Here is a 17,491-nt window from a genome sequence, read left to right as displayed (position 1 = left end):
GGAATCCTCCAAATGGTATTAGGGGCCAGATTTGGTGGCGGGCTTGGCGGCCGGGGCCGAAAACCACTAACTATGGTTGCATGTTTTATCTGCTACTGACACCAAGTATCAGACGCAACTTATGGTGTCAACAGCAAAAAAACTTGCAACAACCATTTCGAACCGCGGAAATGTTCCAACCGGCGCCCTGTACAATCTGAACCTGGCCGGCCACCGCAACAAAGCTGCTTCCCCGCTATGCCAAAAATAGTTGTCAAGATAATGAAAATCTCCAGGTAAGGATAATACTACAACCCAGAAGGGGCAAGTCAACCCACTGATTTATCAAACTATTTTTTTATATTTCTCCTTGACACGTTAACGATGAGGTATTACTCTGTAGTCAAAGCTCGAGTGTTGGGATTGGAGCTTGACACCAGACTAAAAAACCGGGAGGAATGGCCATGACGACTGCAACTATGACAAAAAACCAGGTTGGTACCCAAGTTGGCACCGAGAGCACCTATGACGTGATCGGCAAAGCCACCCTTGCCACCATGCTCGGCGCCGGCGCCCTCGTTGGCGTGTGGGGGGTTGTAAGCTTTGTTGGCGCCTTGGTGGCTGCCGGCTCCCCTCTCTCCCTGATCCAGGGCTTCTTCACCGCCGTCATCGGCGGCTGATTCCAGAGAGTGGCTGACAACTACGGGCCCGGTGGCTATAGCCACCGGGCCCGTAGTTGTTCGAGCAGCGGGCCGCAGACTACCCACCCCAGCCGGTACCAAAGAGAAACAGCTCCTTTGTTATTTTACCGCTTCTTAGCTCTTTCTATCTGTGGTATTCTCGCTTCGTTAACGTCAGAGATACCGCGATCTGCCGCGGGCCAGTGGTCATCTAAACCAGTGTAGAGGTCTCGGCCTTGTCCGCATTCACCCGCACAGCCTACGTTATTTTCCTTTTAACCGTTTTTGGCGGTATCGGATACCTCTTCTGGAGCGTGGAGAACCGGCTTTCGACTTTGAGCTACAACGAATTCGTTCTCCTCCTGGAGAAGGACGAGATCCGCGAAGTTCATCTCGCCGGCAATAACGTCACCCTCCACGATATCTATGACCGCCAGTTCAAAACCTACACCCCCGACCCCGACGGGCTGGCTGATCGCTTGCTGGCCAAGAGTGTCAAAGTTTATGGCGCCAGCGACCATTCCGACCGAATCTGGAATTTGCTGACCATCGCCATCCCGGTCCTGCTCATTATGATCGTCTGGTTCATGATGAACCGAAGAAACACCCAAACCGAAAGTTCGGCGGATTTCGCCAAAAGCCGGGCGGTGATGAGCGGCCAGGCCGACCGGATCATCACCTTCCGGGATGTGGCCGGCATTCCGGAAGCCAGGGATGAACTCCTGGAGATCGTCGACTTTCTGCAAAAACCCAAAAAATACAGTCGCCTTGGAGCGATAATTCCCAAGGGGGTCCTTTTTCTCGGCCCCCCGGGAACCGGCAAAACTTTGCTGGCCAAAGCCATCGCCGGCGAGGCCGGGGTGCCTTTTTTCAGCATCAACGGTTCCGATTTTGTTGAAAAATTTGTGGGCGTCGGGGCCTCCCGGGTACGCGACCTCTTTCGGGAAGCGAAAAAAAATTCCCCCTGTATCGTCTTCATCGATGAGATCGACGCGGTAGGAGGACACCGGGCCGGGGCCGGCTCCGCCGGAGGCCAGGAGGAACGCGGCCAGACCCTCAACGCCTTGCTGGTGGAGATGGACGGTTTCGGTTCCCACGAAAAGGTAATTGTGATCGCGGCCACCAACCGCCCCGACATTCTGGATCCCGCCCTCCTCCGTCCCGGCCGTTTTGACCGCATTATCACCATCCTGCCTCCGGACGTCAAAGGTCGCCGGGCCATCCTCGATGTCCACACCCGCAACATCAAGCTGGCCCCCGATGTCAACCTGGACGATCTGGCCCGGGTCACCCCGGGCTTCACCGGCGCCGAACTGGCCAGCCTGGTCAACGAAGCAGCCCTGATTGCCGGCCGCACTGAAAAGGATGTCATCGACCAGGATGATCTGGATATGGCCAAAGACCGGATCCTGATGGGGATCGAGCGCAAGGGGCTGGTCATTGACGAGCAGGACAAAAGATCCATGGCCTGCCATGAAGCCGGCCACGCCATCGTGGCCTGGATATTGCCGGATACCGATCCCCTCCACAAAATATCCATTATCCCCCGGGGCAAGGCCATGGGCAGCACCCAACAACAGCCCATCCAGGATCGCTACGCCTACACCGACCACTATCTCCGCCATCGCCTGGCCATCATCATGGGCGGCAGAGCGGCCGAGGAGGTACTCCTGGGCCAGATCTCCACCGGGGCGGAAGGGGATCTGGCCCAGGCGGTGGAGCTGGCCACCAACATGGTCTGCAAGTGGGGAATGAGCGAGAAGGTCGGCCCCCTGGCCTACTTCAAGGCAAACCAAGGTTTTTTAGGCGGGCCCACGGCGCAAAACAATTTCAGTGAAGAGACCGCCCGGCTGATCGACAGCGAAGTCCGCTCTCTGGTCGAGGAGGGATACCGCTGCGCCCGGGCCATTCTGGATAAAGAGCGACGCTTTCTGGACCAGTTAACCGAATCACTGCTGGAGGCGGAAACCATCGACCGGCAAGAGATGCAGATCATCCACGATTGCACCCAAAGAGAGCAGCACGAGTCCCAAGGGGCCTGCGAAAACCGGCCCCACCACCAGCCGACAGGAGTAGAACCTTAACCATGAGCCGCGATACCCTGAGTATAGTTCTTAAGAGCGTAAGCAAAAGCCGAGTGGCGATCATCGGCTGCATTCTGGTGGCCATCCTTTTGCCAGTCCTGTCGGCCTCGCTGATCCTTGATCTGCTGGGGCTGGTGAAGAACCCCTATTTCGGCTTCCTCACCTACATGATCATCGGACCGCTCTTCGCGGTGGGTCTGATCATGATTATCCTGGGAATCTTTTTTCTGCCCAGCAATGACGAAGAGATCGGGCTGTACGCCTTTGAGTACATCAAGGAACAGCTTACCCTGCCCGGGCGGCTCTCCCGGGTCAGAAGACTGCTGGGTACGGTTTACTTTCTGAGTTTTTTTATCGTGCTGGTGGTGGTGGTGGTCTCCTACACCGGGTTCCGTTACACCGAAACGGTGAGCTTCTGCACCCAGTTCTGCCACCAGGCCATGGAACCCGAACTGGTCTCCTACCGCAACTCTCCCCACTCCCAGATCCCCTGCGTCCACTGCCATATCGGCGAGAGCGCCGGCCTGAAGGCCAAAAGCAAGATTTCCGGGATCAACCAGATATTTGCCGTGACCTTCGACACATACTCCCGCCCCATCAAAACTCCCACGGAAGGGCTGCGCCCCACCCAGGCAACCTGCGTCCAGTGTCACCGGCCCGAAACTTTTCACGGCGACAAGCTGCACATCAAGCATCGCTACCAGGCCGATGAGCAAAACAGCGACCTGCAGACCATCCTCCTGGTGCAGATCGGCTCGGGCGGCTACCGCGGCGAACAGGCCAACGGCATCCACTGGCACATCTCCCCCCAGCAGAAGATCTACTACACCCACACCGATCGGGAACGGAAAGATATCATCGAAGTTAAGGTGGTGAAAAACGATGGCAGCGAAAGGGTCTTCACCCGCCGGGAGAAAACCGCCGCCACCGAAGCCACCGCCATCACCAGACTCATGGACTGCATCGATTGCCACAATCGCCCGACCCATATCTTTCTTTCCCCCGACGAGGCCCTGGATCGCCGTATCGCCTCCGGCGAGATCTCGCAGCAGATCCCCTATATCAAGCGGCAGGCCAAGGCCGCCATCACCCAGCAGTACGCCAACTCCCAAGAGGCCCAGATCGCCATCACCCGCCAGCTGCACGGCTGGTACGGCCAGAACTATCCTGAATACGCCGGGGAAAAGAAGCCGCTGCTGGACCGGGCGATACAGGGGATCTACCAGGCCTACGCGGAAAATGTCTTTCCGGAGATGAATGTCACCTGGAACACCTACGAAAACTTCGCCGGCCACCAGGACAGCCCCGGTTGCTTCCGCTGCCACAACCCCCAGTTCGCCGACGAGACCGGCAACAGCATCTCCCACGATTGCCGGACTTGCCACGTTGTTCTCGCCCACGAGGAGTCGGATCCCGAGATCCTGCGAACCCTCAGGGGGAAATAGTCACGGGCAGTTCCGGGATTATCCCCGGCCGCTTCCCCAGAAAAAAGATCGATTGATAAAAATATTATTGAAACTCCGCCACGATTGAGCTACCCTTGCCGGTCTCACAGCGTGAGACTATTATTGGCATCATTTAATGTTTATTTTTGAAACAGCAGGAGAGAGAGATGGGCAACGACAAAGAAAACCAAACCGGGACCCCGACCCCGGCCCACGAGAGTACCTGGAAACAGCTGCTGGGGGCCATGTGGCGCTCACCCCTGGGCCTGCTGGGCTTTACCCTGGCGACCATCAGCGCCACCATGATGGTGATCGTGGTCATCATCGATCTGCTGGGGCTGGTCTTAAGCCCCTATACCACCGTGTTCGCGTTCCTGGTTCTGCCCGGGATCATGATCATCGGCCTGCTGCTCATGCCCCTGGCCGCCTATTTGCGCCGGCAGCAGATGCACCGGGACGGCACCTCCGGCGAGTATCTCCACATCAACCTCAGCGACCACCGGCACCGCAAGATTCTGGTCGCCTTCATCATCATCACGGTGGTCAACTTCGGGATCCTGGGAGTGGCCGGTTACGGCGGTTTCCATTTTACCGAATCACCCTACTTCTGCGGCATGGTCTGCCACCAGGTGATGGAACCGGAGTATGTCGCCTATCAGCGCTCGCCCCATGCCAGGGTCCGCTGCGTGGACTGCCACATCGGCCCGGGAGCGGACTGGTTCGTCAAGTCCAAGATCTCCGGGCTGCGCCAGGTGGTGGCCATGGGGACCGGCAACTTCAGCCGCCCCGTTCCGGTCCCGGTGGAGCATTTGCGACCGGCCACCGATACCTGTGAAAATTGCCACTGGCCGGAAAAATTCCACGGCAAACGAATCAAAGAGTTTGTTAGCTTCACCAACAATAACCAGAAGGAGCCCCGGCGGACGGAGGTCGCCCTGCATATCGGGGGGCGCAACCCCGAAACCGACGCCTTTGAGGGGATTCACTGGCATGTCAGCCACGCCGTTGAGGTCCGCTACCTGCCCGTGGACAAAGAGCGCCTGCAGATTGCCCGCATCCAGGTGACCCGGCCCGACGGCAGCTACGAGGAGTTTGTCAACGAAGCGATCGAGGTTCCGGCCGGGGCCGAAAACAACTGGCGCTTGATGGACTGTATCGATTGCCATAACCGGCCGACCCACGTTTTCCATGATCCGGTGGAACGGGTGGACTTCGGCCTGCTTTCCAAGGCCATTAATGGCGACATCCCCGGCATTCGCCAGGACAGCTTGAGCGCCATCAAGTACGACTACGCCTCCCGTCAGGAGGCCCAGGAACAACTGATTCCCCGGCTGCTGGAGCTGCAAAGGCAGCGGAACCCGGAACTGGCCCGCCAGTATGAATCAGATATCCGCAAGGCGGGCGAGTATTTGCTGGATAGCTATCTCGGCAACGTCTGGCCCGATATGAAGATCGAGTGGGGAACCTACCAGAGCCATCTGGGGCACAGCTTTGAAGAGAACGCCTATGGCTGCTTCCGCTGCCACGACTCCAAGCACGTATCGGAGAAGGGGCGGACCATCTCCCAGGATTGCAGCCTCTGCCACGATTTCCCCTATTGATTGATCCGTCGGGGTGCGGTACAAGGGATGGGTGCCGCACCCCCCTAAAAATTGCCCTTTTCAAAGGACAGCCAAACAGCAGAGTGCTAGCCATGGCCATTGGCAACCAAGAAGCGATTTACCCGATCAGCGTAGCCGCCAAGCTCCTGTCCGTCCACCCGCGAACCCTGCGGATCTACGAGGAAGAGGGCCTGGTAAAACCATCCCGCAAGGGCAACAAGCGCTACTACTCCAACGACGACATCGCCTGGATCACCTGTCTGCGTGACCTCATCCATCAAAAGGGGATCAGCATCCCGGGGATCAAGATGCTGCTGGAACTCACCCCCTGCTGGAAGATCAAAAAATGCCCGCCGGAAGTGAGGGATCAGTGTTCGGCCTTTATCGATCAGAGCACGCCCTGCTGGCAAGCGGCAAGCAGCTTATGCTCCCAGGAGTTTCGCCAGTGTCGGCAATGCCCGGTTTACATCAAGGCCATGGGCGAGGTCATGAAGGGTTAAGACTGATCTCCCCCTGGAGATTACCCCGCAGCACCAGCCCCCCCCCGAGTGATTCCACCGCCAGCCGTAACTCGAAGGGCGTCACCTCCCCCCCGGACAAAAAATAGACCCGGGGCAGCAAGCGCCCCTCCTCATCGTCATTGAGGTAGGGCAGCTGTACCAGCCCATCATCCTCCTCGGGAAAGCGCAGTTCCAATTTAAAATCGGAGTCCAGGTGCCGGGGACGCAGCGCCCCTTCGGTCAGCAGCAGCCACTGCTCTTCGTGGCGCCGGTAGAAATGGTAACCCTCGGCATGAAAGCCGACCGCGGTCTCGGCGGCGGTGAGCAGGGTCTCCTGGCGGGCCAGTTTCAGCAGGGCGGCAAGCCGTTCGGCCTCGGTTTCCAGTTGCCGCTCCCGGGTTCCCATGGAGAAACCGACGGCTCCCAGCATGATGCCGATAATCAGCAACACCACCAGCAGTTCCAGCAGGGTAAAGCCCCTGGCCGTCATTATTCGATATTCCAGTTGCCGATCTCGGCGTTGACCCCCTCGCCACCGGGTCGGCCATCGGCTCCGTAGGAGAAGATGTCGATCTCGCCATGCTGGCCGGGATTGAGATACTGGTATTCATTGCCCCAGGGGTCGCGGGGCAGGCGATCGACATAGCCCCCCTCTTTCCAGCGCCGGGGTTCCGGCGGGGTGGTGGGCCGCGCCACCAGGGCCTCCAAACCCTGCTCCGTCGAGGGATAGAAGAAGTTATCCAGGCGATAAAGCCGCAGGGCGTTTTCCAGGATGCGGATATCCTGGGCCGCCTTGGTTATCCGGGCCTGGTCGGGCCGATCCATGATCCGGGGCACCACCACCGCCGCCAGGATCCCCAGAATCACCACCACCACCATGATCTCAATCAGGGTAAATCCGGCCTCTCTGCCTCTCTTGCTCATCATAATTAGCACCTTACCTGTTATTGCCGTCGTTAAATTAAAGCTGTCCCGCCAGGTTGAGCTTGGTCACCCCATCACGATCGGGACGGCCGAGAAAGCCCAGAACCGTGACCAGCTCCCGGTTCTGGGGATCACGGGGAGACAGGTCGGCCGCCAGGGTGTAGCGCCTGGTCGAGTCCAGAGCCACCAGACCCTCGAGCAGCAGGGGCCCTCCCTGATCCCGCAACACCACCCGCAGGCCGTCGCCGTCGGAACCGATCTCGCCGCGAAAATCCCCCAGCCCCATGGCCATGGGCTGCAAAGCCCGAAAACCGCGCAACCAGATCTCCCCTTCGCCCCGCAGGGGGGTGGCGCCGGCCAGTTCCAGTCGCCCCAAACTGGCAGTCACCAGACCATCCACCGCCAATCCCTGCCGGGCCAGCTGGCCACTAAAAATGGAGAGGGGAATGGCGGCCTCGACGGCGGTCAGTTTAACCGGGCCGGCCGGCCCCCGCCAGCCGGTCTGGAGCCAGCCCTCAAACCGGCCCTCATTGCCAACCGCTCCTTGCAGCCACCCCCGCAGAGGGGCCCAAGGCAGCGGTCGCAGCCGCCAGGAGAGATCGCGCACCGGGGTGCCCCAGAGCTGGCCGGAAACAGCCGAGCCGGTGTGCCAGGGCCCGTTGATGCCGTGGAGATCAACCAGGCCGACGCCCTGCTTTTGCAAAAAATGCCAGGCCAGCTGGGCCGGCAGATAATAGACCAGAAAAAAGGCGAACAGAAGTCCGGCCGTCAGCCAATATCTCTTCATGCTCAATCTCTCATCAGGGTAAGCCGGGCGTTGACCAGGCCCGAGGCAGTCCGACCCGGCTCCACCACAATCTCCGCCACCTGGATACCATGGCCGGCCTCCAGTTGCACCAGCCAGCGCAGCAGGTCATCAAAGACGGCGTTTTCCAGCCAGACCCGGACCTCGCGGCCACCCACCGGCTCCACCCGCTGCATCGCCTGGCCCAGCCCCAGCTGGCGGGCGCTGGTATCGATAACCGCCAGGGGCGAGCCGCCGCCCCCCCCACCCACACCAGCGGTGGCCGACTGGAATTGCCGCACCTCGGCCGCCGCCGCCCGCATCCAGAGCAGCTCCTGCTCCTTGGCGGCAATTTCCCGGGCCAGAGTGGCCCGGGAGGCATTGAGGGGAGAAAGCAGCAGCAGCCAGATAAGCAGCAGGCCCAAGAGGCCCAGGCCGACCATGAGCAACGGCCGCTGGCGGGGGGGAATATCGGCCAGCAAGGCTTCCAGCTGACTGGCAAAACGCAGACGCAGATCACTGATCATGGGTTTTCCCTGAGTTGCAAGCGGGCCTGGACCTGTTCACCCCGGGTGGTGGCGGTACGAATTTCAACCGCCAGCCCCTGGGCGACCAACTGCTCTTTAAGGCGATCGAGAGCCTGGAGATCGCTGATCTCCAGCTCGAGATCAAGTTCGCCGGCCCGATAGCGCAGTCCCCGGAGCTGGGCGTTGTTGCCGGCCACCAGAGCCGGCGCCCCCAGATCCAGCAACCGCAAAAAGTTGCGCTCCGTCGTCGCTGGCCCCTCCCCCCGCAGAGCCCGGAGCTGCTGCTCCATCTGCACCCGGGGATTGACCACCCGCTGGGTGGCGGGGAAACTGCGGCGAAAGACCTCTTCGACGGCCACGCCCAACTCCCGCTCGTAATGGGCCAAGCGGCTGTTTTCCCGCAGACCGATCCCGGCCTGGATGACCAGCAACAGCAGCAGCAGGGCGGCGGGCAGCCGCCAGCGCCGCCATTGGCGCTCCCACAGGGCCTGGGGACTGTATTCCCCCTGCAGCAGATTGATCGCCTCTTTTTCCACCAATCCTTCGGCCAGCAGCAGGAGAGGGTCGACGGTCCGCTGTTCACCGACCAGCTCGGCAATCTCGGCCGGCACCACGCTCCCGTCATCAACCTGATAAAGCAGAAGCTCACCCGCCTTCGCGAAACCGGGCATGGCCGGCAGCAGATCAAGACTGTCGGCCTCCAAGGAAAAACCGGCTTGCAGCCCGGTGCGCACCAGGGCCAAGCCGTCGGCCAGCAGCAGACTCACTCCCCCATCGGTCCGGGGCAGAGCCAGGGTTTCGGGGTAGATCGCCGCCGGCTCCAGGCCGTGGTCGCGACAGAGCCGCAACCAATGTTCCAGACGTTCCCGAGAGATCACCCCCACCGCCAGGGCTCCTTCACCATCGGCCCCGCCGACGGCAAAATGTTGCTCCTCGATCTCGGCGGCCAACGACTCTTCCAGGGCGTAGGGGATGGCGGCAAGCAACTGTTTCCGGTTGCCCGGGGGCAAACTCACCCGGGTGAGCAGCACCTCGGGGCCGGGAACCAGAACCAGGAGCCGATAACCGTTGGGGCCGGCGGCGGCCAGCTCCGCCAGCGAGCCCCGCCCGGGGGTAGCGGTGCCGTCGACCTCGATCCGGACCCAGGCGCACTGTTCCGGGGCCGTCGCTCCCACTCTGATAACGATTCGCTTCATAAGCCTCCTACCTGTTCCGCCGCAGGATCCTGACCTCTTCTCCTTGCCGCCTGAGCAGGGAGAAGAGGACGATCCGGCTCTGGCCGATCACGACCTCGGATTGTACCATAAAGTAACGGCTTTGCACATCGAGGAACCCGGCGGCAACCTCGGCGCTCAGCCCACTGCCGGCCATGGCCGGCAGCTCGATAAATTCCGCCAGGGACTGGTAGCCCCGCGGGGGCCGTTCGGCCACCAGCCGTTCGGCGTCGACCGGATCAAGTTGGTCGGAGAGGGAGGCCAGCAGAGGGGCCGACGCGGTGCCCACATTAAGCGGGGTATGCTCGGGCAAGGCGCTGAGCAGGGGAAGCAGACACTGCTGAAAGTCCTGGTTATCCAGGCCGTAAACCAACGACAGTTCCCGGGGGTCGCCGACGGGCCGATCCGCCGTCCGGTAAGGGGGGTTGCGGCGCAGGTATTCGCCATCCTCGGCGCCGCCGGGAAAACGGGGCTCCTGGTCAGCATCCAGCCAGTCGGAAACCGCCTGCTCCAGCTCCGGGTCCAAACCGCAGCCCGTCAACAGGCGCCGGAATTGGAGCCGGACCTGCTCCCGGGGCTCCTCGGGGGCCAACACCAGGTTATTGACATTGAACCGCCCCTGGAGATCATCCATCCGCCCGCTGACCTGGCCACCCTCCACCATGATCGGGGGAATGCTCTGCCCCAGATACTCATGCTCCTCCCCGGGCTCGGCCCGACCCAGCAGCAGCGCCGTCCACTCCTCCACCCCCAGGGCGTAAAGGTAGGCCTGGTCGCCGTGGAGAATATTGCCGCTGCGGCGGATATCAAGCTGCTGGGAGAAGATCATCGCCGCCGCCAGGGTGGTGACCAGGGCCGCGGCCAGCAGGGCGGCGATCAGGGCCGCCCCGCGCTGATTACCGATCACCCATGGACAGATTGGCAGCCGGCTGCTCACAAGCCTCCTCCCGCCAGGGGCAGCAGGCGCCGCAAACGGCCCCAGTCTTCAAGTTCCAGCAGCAGCTCCACCGCCACCGGCAAACGATCATCAAAGCTGGGCCCACCCTCGGGGGGAACCGGCACGATGGGCGGCCAACTGCCGTGCCATATCCCCTGGCTGTCCAGGAAGCGGGCCTCAAAGAGTTCCACTCCCTCCAGCACCGGCTGGCGAAAGGTGGTCAGCCCCGGTCCCCGGTCAAGAACCGGCCAGCTCTCCCGAATCAGGCGGCCGTCATCCAGCAGATAACGAAGCCGCTGCATACCGCTGCCGCTCCGCTGGGGATCCAGCCCCCGATGCCCACCCCTGGTGAGCTCCAGGCCGGCCCCGGCCAGCAGGCCGTAAAGCATGGCCGGCTGATGGCGACCGTACTCATCACGAATCCCCCGGTCCCGGGCCTGCTGGATATCCAGGGCCAGGCGGGAGACGGCCATCTGCACCGCCGCCAGCCGCTCCCCTTCGACCCGGGTCTGCTCCCTACTGTCGATCATGGCCCGTAGGCTGCTGAAGGTGAGCAGTGACAGCACCGCGAACAGGGCCAGGGCCACCAGCAGCTCCAGCAGGGTGAAGCCGCGCCGGTTCATGGCCGCCTCCGGAAGAGGGTGATGGCCGCCACCGGCTCACCGCGCCCCCCTTCTGGCCGGACCTCTATCTCCACCCGCCGCATCCCCGCCTCCGGGGTATCATGCACGCTGAAACTCCAAACCCACTGGAGATCGGCCATCATGGCGGTGCCGCTGCGCTCCCAGCTCTCCCAGCCCGCCGGGCCTGAAGAGATCTCGGCGGCCTTGTTCATCGCCACCCAGTGGGCAAAACTCTGCTGCTTGAGGTAGTGGATGTTGCCGATGGCATTACCCGAAGCCTTGACCGCACTGATGGCCACCACGCTGAGGACCAGCAGGGCGATGATGATCTCCATCAGGGTGAAGCCGCGGCTGTTCATCTTACCAGTTGATTGAGTTCAAAAATCGGCAGCAGGATGGCCAGGACGATGGTCAGGATGATGCCGCCCATCACCACGATCATCACCGGTTCAAACAGTCCCATGGCGGCGGAGATCACCGTTTCGGTCTCCCGCTCCTGGGTCAGGGCGGCCCGGTCCAGCATCTGCTCCAGGTTGGAGCTGGCTTCGCCGCTGGCGATCAAATGGATGGTCAGGGGGGGAAAGTAGCCCTCGGCCGCCATCGCCTGGTGGATGGTGCCCCCCTCCCGCACCTTGGCTCGAACCCGCTCCAAGGCCTCACGCAGAGCCAGGTTACCCACCACCTGGGCGGAAACCTTCAAACCCTCCAGCACCGGCACCCCGCTGGCGATCAGAATACTGAAGGAACGGGCAAAACGGGCCGCTTCCAGGGTCCGGGTAAAACGGCCGATCAGGGGCAGGCGGAGCAGGCGGCGGTGGACCCGGCGCCGGACCCGCTCCCGCTTCATCAGATAATTGGCCAGGATGATCAAAGCCGCCGCCGCCAGCAGCAGCATGAAACCGTGCTGCTGGAGAAATTCGCTGGTGGCGATCAGTCCCCGGGTCAGGGGCGGCAAATTCTGGCCGATATGCTCAAAGACCTCCACCACCTGGGGCACGACATGGACCAGCAGGGCGGCGATCACCGCCACCGCCACCAGGGTGAGCAGCACCGGATAGAGCAGGGCCAGGAAAACCTTCTGTTGTAACTGTTGCCGCGCTTCGGTGTAGTCGGCCAACCGCTCCAGAACCACATCAAGATGGCCGGCCTGTTCACCGGCGGCCATGGTGGCCCGGTAAAGTTCGGGGAAGGCGCCGGGAAACTCGGCCAGGGCCCGATCCACGGCAAAACCCTCCAGAATCCGCGAACGCACCGCCATCAGCACGCTTTTAAGGCGGGGCTTTTCCGATTGCTCGGCCACCGCCCCCAGGGCCTCCTCCAGCACGATGCCCGAGCGAACCAGGGTGGCCAGCTGGCGGGTGATCACCGCCAGGTCCCCCGCCTGAACCCGGCCGCCGAAGAGCCGCCGGCGCACCGAAGCAGGCTTCCCCTGCCCCTCGGCCACCGCCGTAACCGCCAGGGGCATCAACCCCTTCTCCCGGAGCTGCTGCCGGACCTGGCGGGGGGTATCGCCCTCCATGACCCCCTTGCGGGTCTTGCCGGCGGGATCCACCGCCCTGTACTCGAAGGCGCCCATCAATCCTCCTGGGTGACCCGGAGAACCTCGGCAACGGTGGTATCACCGGCCCGGATTCGGCGCCAGCCATCCTGACGAATCCCGGGGGTTCTGGTCCGGACATAACTTTCAATCTCGTGCTGGCCGGCCTTGTTGTGGATCATCTCCTGGAGGTGGTCATCGGAAGCGATCAGCTCGTAAATCCCGGTCCGCCCGGCATAGCCCTGGTGGTGGCAACGCTCGCAGCCCACCGCCCGGTAGATGGTGGGGGGGCTGACCGTCTCGGGATCGGCGGGTTTAAAGCCCAGGTCCGTCAGTTCCGCCGCCGAGGGCCGGTAGGGCTCCCGGCAATGGGGGCAAAGCACCCGGACCAGGCGCTGGGCCAGCACCCCCACCAGGGTGCTGGAGAGCAGAAAGGGCTCGATCCCCATGTCCCGCAGGCGGGTAACCGCGCCCACCGCGGTGTTGGTGTGAAGGGTGGAGACCACCAGGTGACCGGTAAGGCTGGCCTGGACCGCGATCTCCGCCGTTTCCAGGTCACGGATCTCGCCCACCATCACCACGTCGGGGTCCTGGCGCAGGATGGCCCGCAGACCCCGGGCAAAGGTCATCTGGACCTTGGTGTTGACCTGGGTCTGGCCAATGCCGTCGAGATAGTATTCGATGGGGTCCTCGACGGTCATGATATTACGGATGTTTTCATTGAGGCGGGTCAGAACGGCGTACAGGGTGGTGGTTTTGCCGCTGCCGGTGGGGCCGGTGACCAGCAGGATGCCGTTGGGGCGGTGGATCAGCTTGTCCATCAAAGCCATGGTGGCCGGGTCCATTCCCAACTGCTCCAGGTCGAGCCGCCCGGCCTGCTTGTCCAGCAGCCGCAGCACCACCCGCTCGCCGTAACCCGACGGAATGGTGGAGACCCGGACATCCACCGGCCTCCCGGCGATCTTCAGCGAGATCCGCCCATCCTGGGGCAGCCGTTTCTCGGCGATATCCAGCCGGGCCATGACCTTGAGCCGGGAGATCACCAGGGGGGCCACCAAACGACTGGGCTGCATAACCTCCTTGAGGATCCCATCCACCCGGATCCTCACCCGCAGGCGATCTTCAAAGGGTTCAATGTGGATATCGGAGGCGTTCTCCTTGACCGCCTGGGTAAGCAGGCCGTTGATCAACCGGATGATCGGGGCGTCATCCTGGCTCTCCAACAGGTCCTCCGGCTCGGAGAGCTGCTGGGCGATGGAGTCGAGGTCAAACTCCTCGCCGAAATCCTGGGCCATCTGCAGATTCTGATCGGCGCCACCCTCGTAGGTCTGCTGGAGCAGGCTCTCGTAGCGCTCCTTGGCCACCACCTCCACCTTGAGGGGGAGGCCGAGGAAACGGCGCAACTCGGCCAGGGAGCCGGGGGTTACCCCGGGCCGGGCCACCACCCGGGCCGTGCCCTGGTCGTAGCCGGCCACCAGAACGCCGTGTCGCTTGGCGAACGAAAAGGAGGGGTGCTTGCTGGGGGCTGACTCGGTCAAAGTGCTGTTCATCCTGCAATTAGCCGGCGGCAAAGGCCAGGCGCCGCCGGTTGATTATTGGGGCTCGGTTTGCGGAGAGTGCTGTTTTTCAAAAAGATCGAACTCCGGCAGCACCGGCTGATTCTCCTCGGGCATCAGCTTGACCCCCTGCCGCTCACGTTCCAGTTGATAGCCCCGAATCAGATCGTATTTATCCAGGGAGATCCGGCTGCTCTGGGCCGGATCGCGCAGAATCACCGGCCGCAGAAAGACCATCAGATTGCGTTTGACCTTCACGCTGCTGGTGTAGCGGAAGAGGGCGCCGAGCAGGGGGATATCCCCCAGCAGCGGCACCTTGTAAACCGTTTCCGAGAGATCATCGCTGATCAACCCCCCCAGCACCAGCACCTTGCCGTCCTCAACCAGAACATTGGTGGTGATGCTCCTGGTGTTGGTGGTCGGCCCCGCCGGGTTGTCCTTGGCCACGCTGGAGACCTCCTGCACGATATCCAGGCGGATGATATCACCCTCGTTGACCTGGGGCTTGACCCGCAGCTTGATCCCCACATCACGGCGCTCGATGGTCTGGAAGGGGTTGACCGAGCCGTCACTGCCGCCGGCCTGGGTATAGCTGCCGGTGATGAAGGGCACGTTCTGGCCGACCATGATCTCCGCCTCGTGGTTGTCCAGGGTGACCAGACTGGGGGTGGAGAGAATATTGGTATCGCCGTCGGTGGCCAGGGCGTTGACCAGGGCTCCCAGATTGAAAAACTCGGTGCCGAGGATCTCGGTGGTGCCGCCGATCACCCCCAGGTTGAAGCCGGCCAGGCCGGCCAGGGCGGCCGGGTCCTGGGCGACGATGCTGCCAATCCCCAAACGGGATTCGGGGAACAGGGTACCGCCGACGATCCCGGTATTGCCGATCTCGCCACCGGCCAGCCACTGGATCCCCAGATCTCGCTCTTTCCGGGTGGAAACCTCGGCGATTACCGCCTCGATCATCAGCTGCACCCGGCGGATATCCAGCTGGCGAACCACCGCCTGCAGGGCCTGGAGGGCCACCGGGGGGCCGGTCATGATCAGGGCGTTGGTCCCCTCGTCGGCCTGGATGTTGACCTCGCTGCGCTGGGGGGTGGCCCGGCGCACGGCCTGACCATCGGGGCGGGACGCGGCTTCCGGCAGCTCAATCCCGCTCAACAGCGGGACCAGATCCTTGGCGCTGGCATAACGGAGGAAGATCACCTGGGTGTCGCCCTCCTTGGCCAGGGGGGTGTCCAGGTGAATGATCATCGCCTTGGCCCGCAGCAGATGCTGTTCATCCCCCTGCATCAGGACGCTGTTGGTGCGGCCATCGGCCGCCATCCGCAGCTGATCGGCGGAGAGCCGGCCGGAACCGATCTCCAGTCCGGTGATCACCGCCACCACCTCGCGGGCGTCGGCGTACTCCAGGCGAATCACCTCCATCCCGCCGCCGGACTCCTGATCCAGCCGGCGGACGATCCGCAGCAGCCGCTCCACGTTGCCGGCCCGTTCGGTGATAATCAGGGAGTTACCCTCCTTGACCGCCAGGGCGGACATCTGGCCGGCCCGGGTATTGAGCAGGGGGCGCAGGATCGGCACCAGCTTGTCGGCCTGGAGATTGTGCAGCTTGTGGACCCGGGTGACGATCCGGTCTTCGGGCAGGTCAAGAGCCCGATCGTCATCGGCGGTGATCACCAGGTCCTGGCCGGCCTTGGCCAGGGGGATGATCTTGGTCACCTTGCCGGTCTCGACCGCGGCAAAATCATGGACCTGGAGGATGGAGAGAAAAACCGCGTAAACTTCATCGGCCCGCAGGGGCTGGGGGGAGACGATGGTGACGTTGCCCCTGACCGCCGGGTCGACAATAAAAGTTCTGCCGGTGATCCGGGCCACCGAGTTGATGACCGACTCGATGTCGGCTTCCTTGAAGTTGAGGGTGATGGTTTCATCGGCCCGGACCGGGGCACCGGACCAGAGCAAACCCAGCACCATGAGCAAGGTAATTATTTTTCTGATGGCCATTATCTCAAACCTTTCAACTGTTGTGGGCATGGAGGATCGTTCACCTGATCGCGATATTGATCTGCCGTTGCGCTCCGTCACGTTCCAGTATCAGGCGCAGCTCCCGGGCATTGCGCAGCTGTTCAAAGGCAACCATCGCCGCCCCGGCGTCGGTAAGGGGGATTCCGTTGATCTCATACAAAATATCATTCGGCTGCAAGCCGAGATTGTTCAAAAACTCGCTGCCCTGCTGGGCCACCAGACGGAAGCCGTGCCGCCCCCCCTCCGGGTTGTGGATATGGACCTCGACCTGGCGGGCCAGATCCGGCAGATTGGCCAGGGTCTGCTCCACATAGCGACGGCTGATCTGCCGGCGGTCGCCGGCGGCGGTCGGCCGGGTGGCGGCGGGGGAGGGCCGGCCAGCCGGAGGACGGACCGCGGCCCCCTCTTCCGGGGTCTCCAGGTATAACGTTTCCAGCTTGCCGGCCCGGCGCAGGATCACCCGGTCGGCGAAGATCGCCTCAATGGCGGCATTGCCCGGCACCGTGTCCCCGATGCCGTAAACCCCTTCCCCGCCCCGGCGGCCCTTTTCGGCGATCACCGCCAGGCCGCGCTCACCATCGGAGGTGGCCACCAGCCCCTTCAGGATCAGGCTCAGGGTGGTTTCCGGCGCCTCGATCATGGCGGTGGCCTCGGCCACCGCCTGCTCCTGGGGCTGGGCCTGGCCAAAAAGATGGAGGGCGGCCAGTTTTTCAGCCAGAGCGGCGGCCTGGGTGCCGGCGGCATCGGGCCTGGGCCCGGAGGGCCTGGCCTGCTGGCCCACGGCTATTTCCGGGGCAACACCCGGCGGCGGAGTAAGCAGATCCCAGGTGAGACGAGCGGCGGCCTGGGTCAGGAGGAAGAGCAGCAACAGCAGGCAGAGAGCGCGGAGACGGGCGGGCTGCCGCTCATCGGCCAGCCAGTCCCGCCAGCGACCAGGGGCCGCCCGCCAGCCAGGATTTGCCATGCGCTCCGGTAACCCCCGCAACCACCCTGTGGATATGATGTTCACCTTGGCCGACAACTCCAACTGGCTGATATTTTCGCACAATTATTTGCAGAACAAAGCCCGTACACT

Annotated in this window: 17 protein-coding genes; 5 read left to right on the top strand and 12 right to left on the bottom strand. The window is 62.6% G+C overall.

The window, feature by feature from the left end:
* Window positions 1-443: 443 nt before the first annotated feature.
* The 5 genes from ACHHRT_RS05625 to ACHHRT_RS05605 all read left to right on the top strand — a co-directional run bounded on the left by ACHHRT_RS05625 (window position 444) and on the right by ACHHRT_RS05605 (window position 6,289).
* Window positions 444-659, top strand: coding sequence for a hypothetical protein (locus ACHHRT_RS05625; protein WP_395498575.1), 216 nt, complete (start codon window positions 444-446; stop codon window positions 657-659).
* A 314-nt stretch (window positions 660-973) separates the two neighbouring features.
* The gene (gene ftsH, locus ACHHRT_RS05620) at window positions 974-2,743 is read left to right on the top strand and encodes an ATP-dependent zinc metalloprotease FtsH (protein WP_395498573.1); all 1,770 of its coding nucleotides are present in this window, start codon (window positions 974-976) and stop codon (window positions 2,741-2,743) included.
* A gap of 2 nt (window positions 2,744-2,745) precedes the next feature.
* Entirely contained in the window at window positions 2,746-4,188 is a 1,443-nt protein-coding gene (locus ACHHRT_RS05615; protein ID WP_395498571.1) for a NapC/NirT family cytochrome c, read from the top strand.
* 167 nt (window positions 4,189-4,355) lie between these two features.
* Window positions 4,356-5,789 carry a NapC/NirT family cytochrome c gene (locus ACHHRT_RS05610; RefSeq protein ID WP_395498569.1) on the top strand — a complete coding sequence of 478 codons (1,434 nt, stop codon included), beginning with the start codon at window positions 4,356-4,358 and terminating at the stop codon, window positions 5,787-5,789.
* Between the two features lie 92 nt (window positions 5,790-5,881).
* Window positions 5,882-6,289, top strand: a complete 408-nt coding sequence (locus ACHHRT_RS05605; protein WP_395498566.1) for a MerR family transcriptional regulator — start codon at window positions 5,882-5,884, stop codon at window positions 6,287-6,289.
* On the opposite strand, the gene gspH is transcribed toward ACHHRT_RS05605, so the two are convergent.
* From gspH to gspC, 12 genes are read right to left on the bottom strand one after another with little or no spacing between them, the layout of a single operon-like run.
* Window positions 6,276-6,779: a type II secretion system minor pseudopilin GspH gene (gene gspH, locus ACHHRT_RS05600; protein ID WP_395498564.1), complete on the bottom strand. Its 504-nt coding sequence runs from the start codon at window positions 6,777-6,779 to the stop codon at window positions 6,276-6,278. The two genes, ACHHRT_RS05605 and gspH, sit on opposite strands and share 14 nt — an antisense overlap.
* Window positions 6,779-7,216 (bottom strand): type II secretion system major pseudopilin GspG, encoded by a 438-nt coding sequence (gene gspG / locus ACHHRT_RS05595; RefSeq protein ID WP_395498562.1) that lies wholly within the window; start codon window positions 7,214-7,216, stop codon window positions 6,779-6,781. The genes gspH and gspG overlap by 1 nt, the downstream gene beginning before the upstream one ends.
* A 34-nt stretch (window positions 7,217-7,250) precedes the next feature.
* Window positions 7,251-8,000, bottom strand: coding sequence for a type II secretion system protein N (gene gspN, locus ACHHRT_RS05590; protein ID WP_395498560.1), 750 nt, complete (start codon window positions 7,998-8,000; stop codon window positions 7,251-7,253).
* Between the two features lie 2 nt (window positions 8,001-8,002).
* Window positions 8,003-8,524 carry a type II secretion system protein GspM gene (gspM, locus tag ACHHRT_RS05585; protein WP_395498558.1) on the bottom strand — a complete coding sequence of 174 codons (522 nt, stop codon included), beginning with the start codon at window positions 8,522-8,524 and terminating at the stop codon, window positions 8,003-8,005.
* Window positions 8,521-9,720, bottom strand: a complete 1,200-nt coding sequence (gspL, locus tag ACHHRT_RS05580) for a type II secretion system protein GspL (protein WP_395498556.1) — start codon at window positions 9,718-9,720, stop codon at window positions 8,521-8,523. The genes gspM and gspL overlap by 4 nt, the downstream gene beginning before the upstream one ends.
* Window positions 9,721-9,727: 7 nt before the next feature.
* Window positions 9,728-10,675 carry a type II secretion system minor pseudopilin GspK gene (gene gspK / locus ACHHRT_RS05575; protein WP_395498554.1) on the bottom strand — a complete coding sequence of 316 codons (948 nt, stop codon included), beginning with the start codon at window positions 10,673-10,675 and terminating at the stop codon, window positions 9,728-9,730.
* Complete coding sequence (gspJ, locus tag ACHHRT_RS05570) at window positions 10,672-11,298, bottom strand: type II secretion system minor pseudopilin GspJ (protein ID WP_395498552.1); 627 nt, start codon at window positions 11,296-11,298, stop codon at window positions 10,672-10,674. Before gspJ ends, gspK begins: the two co-directional genes overlap by 4 nt.
* Entirely contained in the window at window positions 11,295-11,657 is a 363-nt protein-coding gene (gene gspI / locus ACHHRT_RS05565; RefSeq protein WP_395498550.1) for a type II secretion system minor pseudopilin GspI, read from the bottom strand. The genes gspJ and gspI overlap by 4 nt, the downstream gene beginning before the upstream one ends.
* Window positions 11,654-12,874, bottom strand: a complete 1,221-nt coding sequence (gene gspF / locus ACHHRT_RS05560; RefSeq protein ID WP_395498548.1) for a type II secretion system inner membrane protein GspF — start codon at window positions 12,872-12,874, stop codon at window positions 11,654-11,656. The genes gspI and gspF overlap by 4 nt, the downstream gene beginning before the upstream one ends.
* Window positions 12,874-14,385 (bottom strand): type II secretion system ATPase GspE, encoded by a 1,512-nt coding sequence (gspE, locus tag ACHHRT_RS05555; RefSeq protein WP_395498546.1) that lies wholly within the window; start codon window positions 14,383-14,385, stop codon window positions 12,874-12,876. Before gspE ends, gspF begins: the two co-directional genes overlap by 1 nt.
* Window positions 14,386-14,427: 42 nt before the next feature.
* A complete protein-coding gene (gspD, locus tag ACHHRT_RS05550) occupies window positions 14,428-16,395 on the bottom strand; it encodes a type II secretion system secretin GspD (protein ID WP_395498544.1) in 1,968 nt (655 codons plus the stop codon).
* A 40-nt stretch (window positions 16,396-16,435) separates the two neighbouring features.
* On the bottom strand, window positions 16,436-17,380 hold the full coding sequence (gene gspC / locus ACHHRT_RS05545; protein ID WP_395498542.1) for a type II secretion system protein GspC: 945 nt from the start codon (window positions 17,378-17,380) through the stop codon (window positions 16,436-16,438).
* Window positions 17,381-17,491 lie beyond the last annotated feature (111 nt).

This window comes from Desulfurivibrio modestus, from assembly GCF_044068625.1.
Taxonomy (GTDB): Bacteria; Desulfobacterota; Desulfobulbia; order Desulfobulbales; family Desulfurivibrionaceae; genus Desulfurivibrio.
Note: the sequence above shows the minus strand (reverse complement) of the source record. Positions and strands in the feature narration are given on the sequence as shown.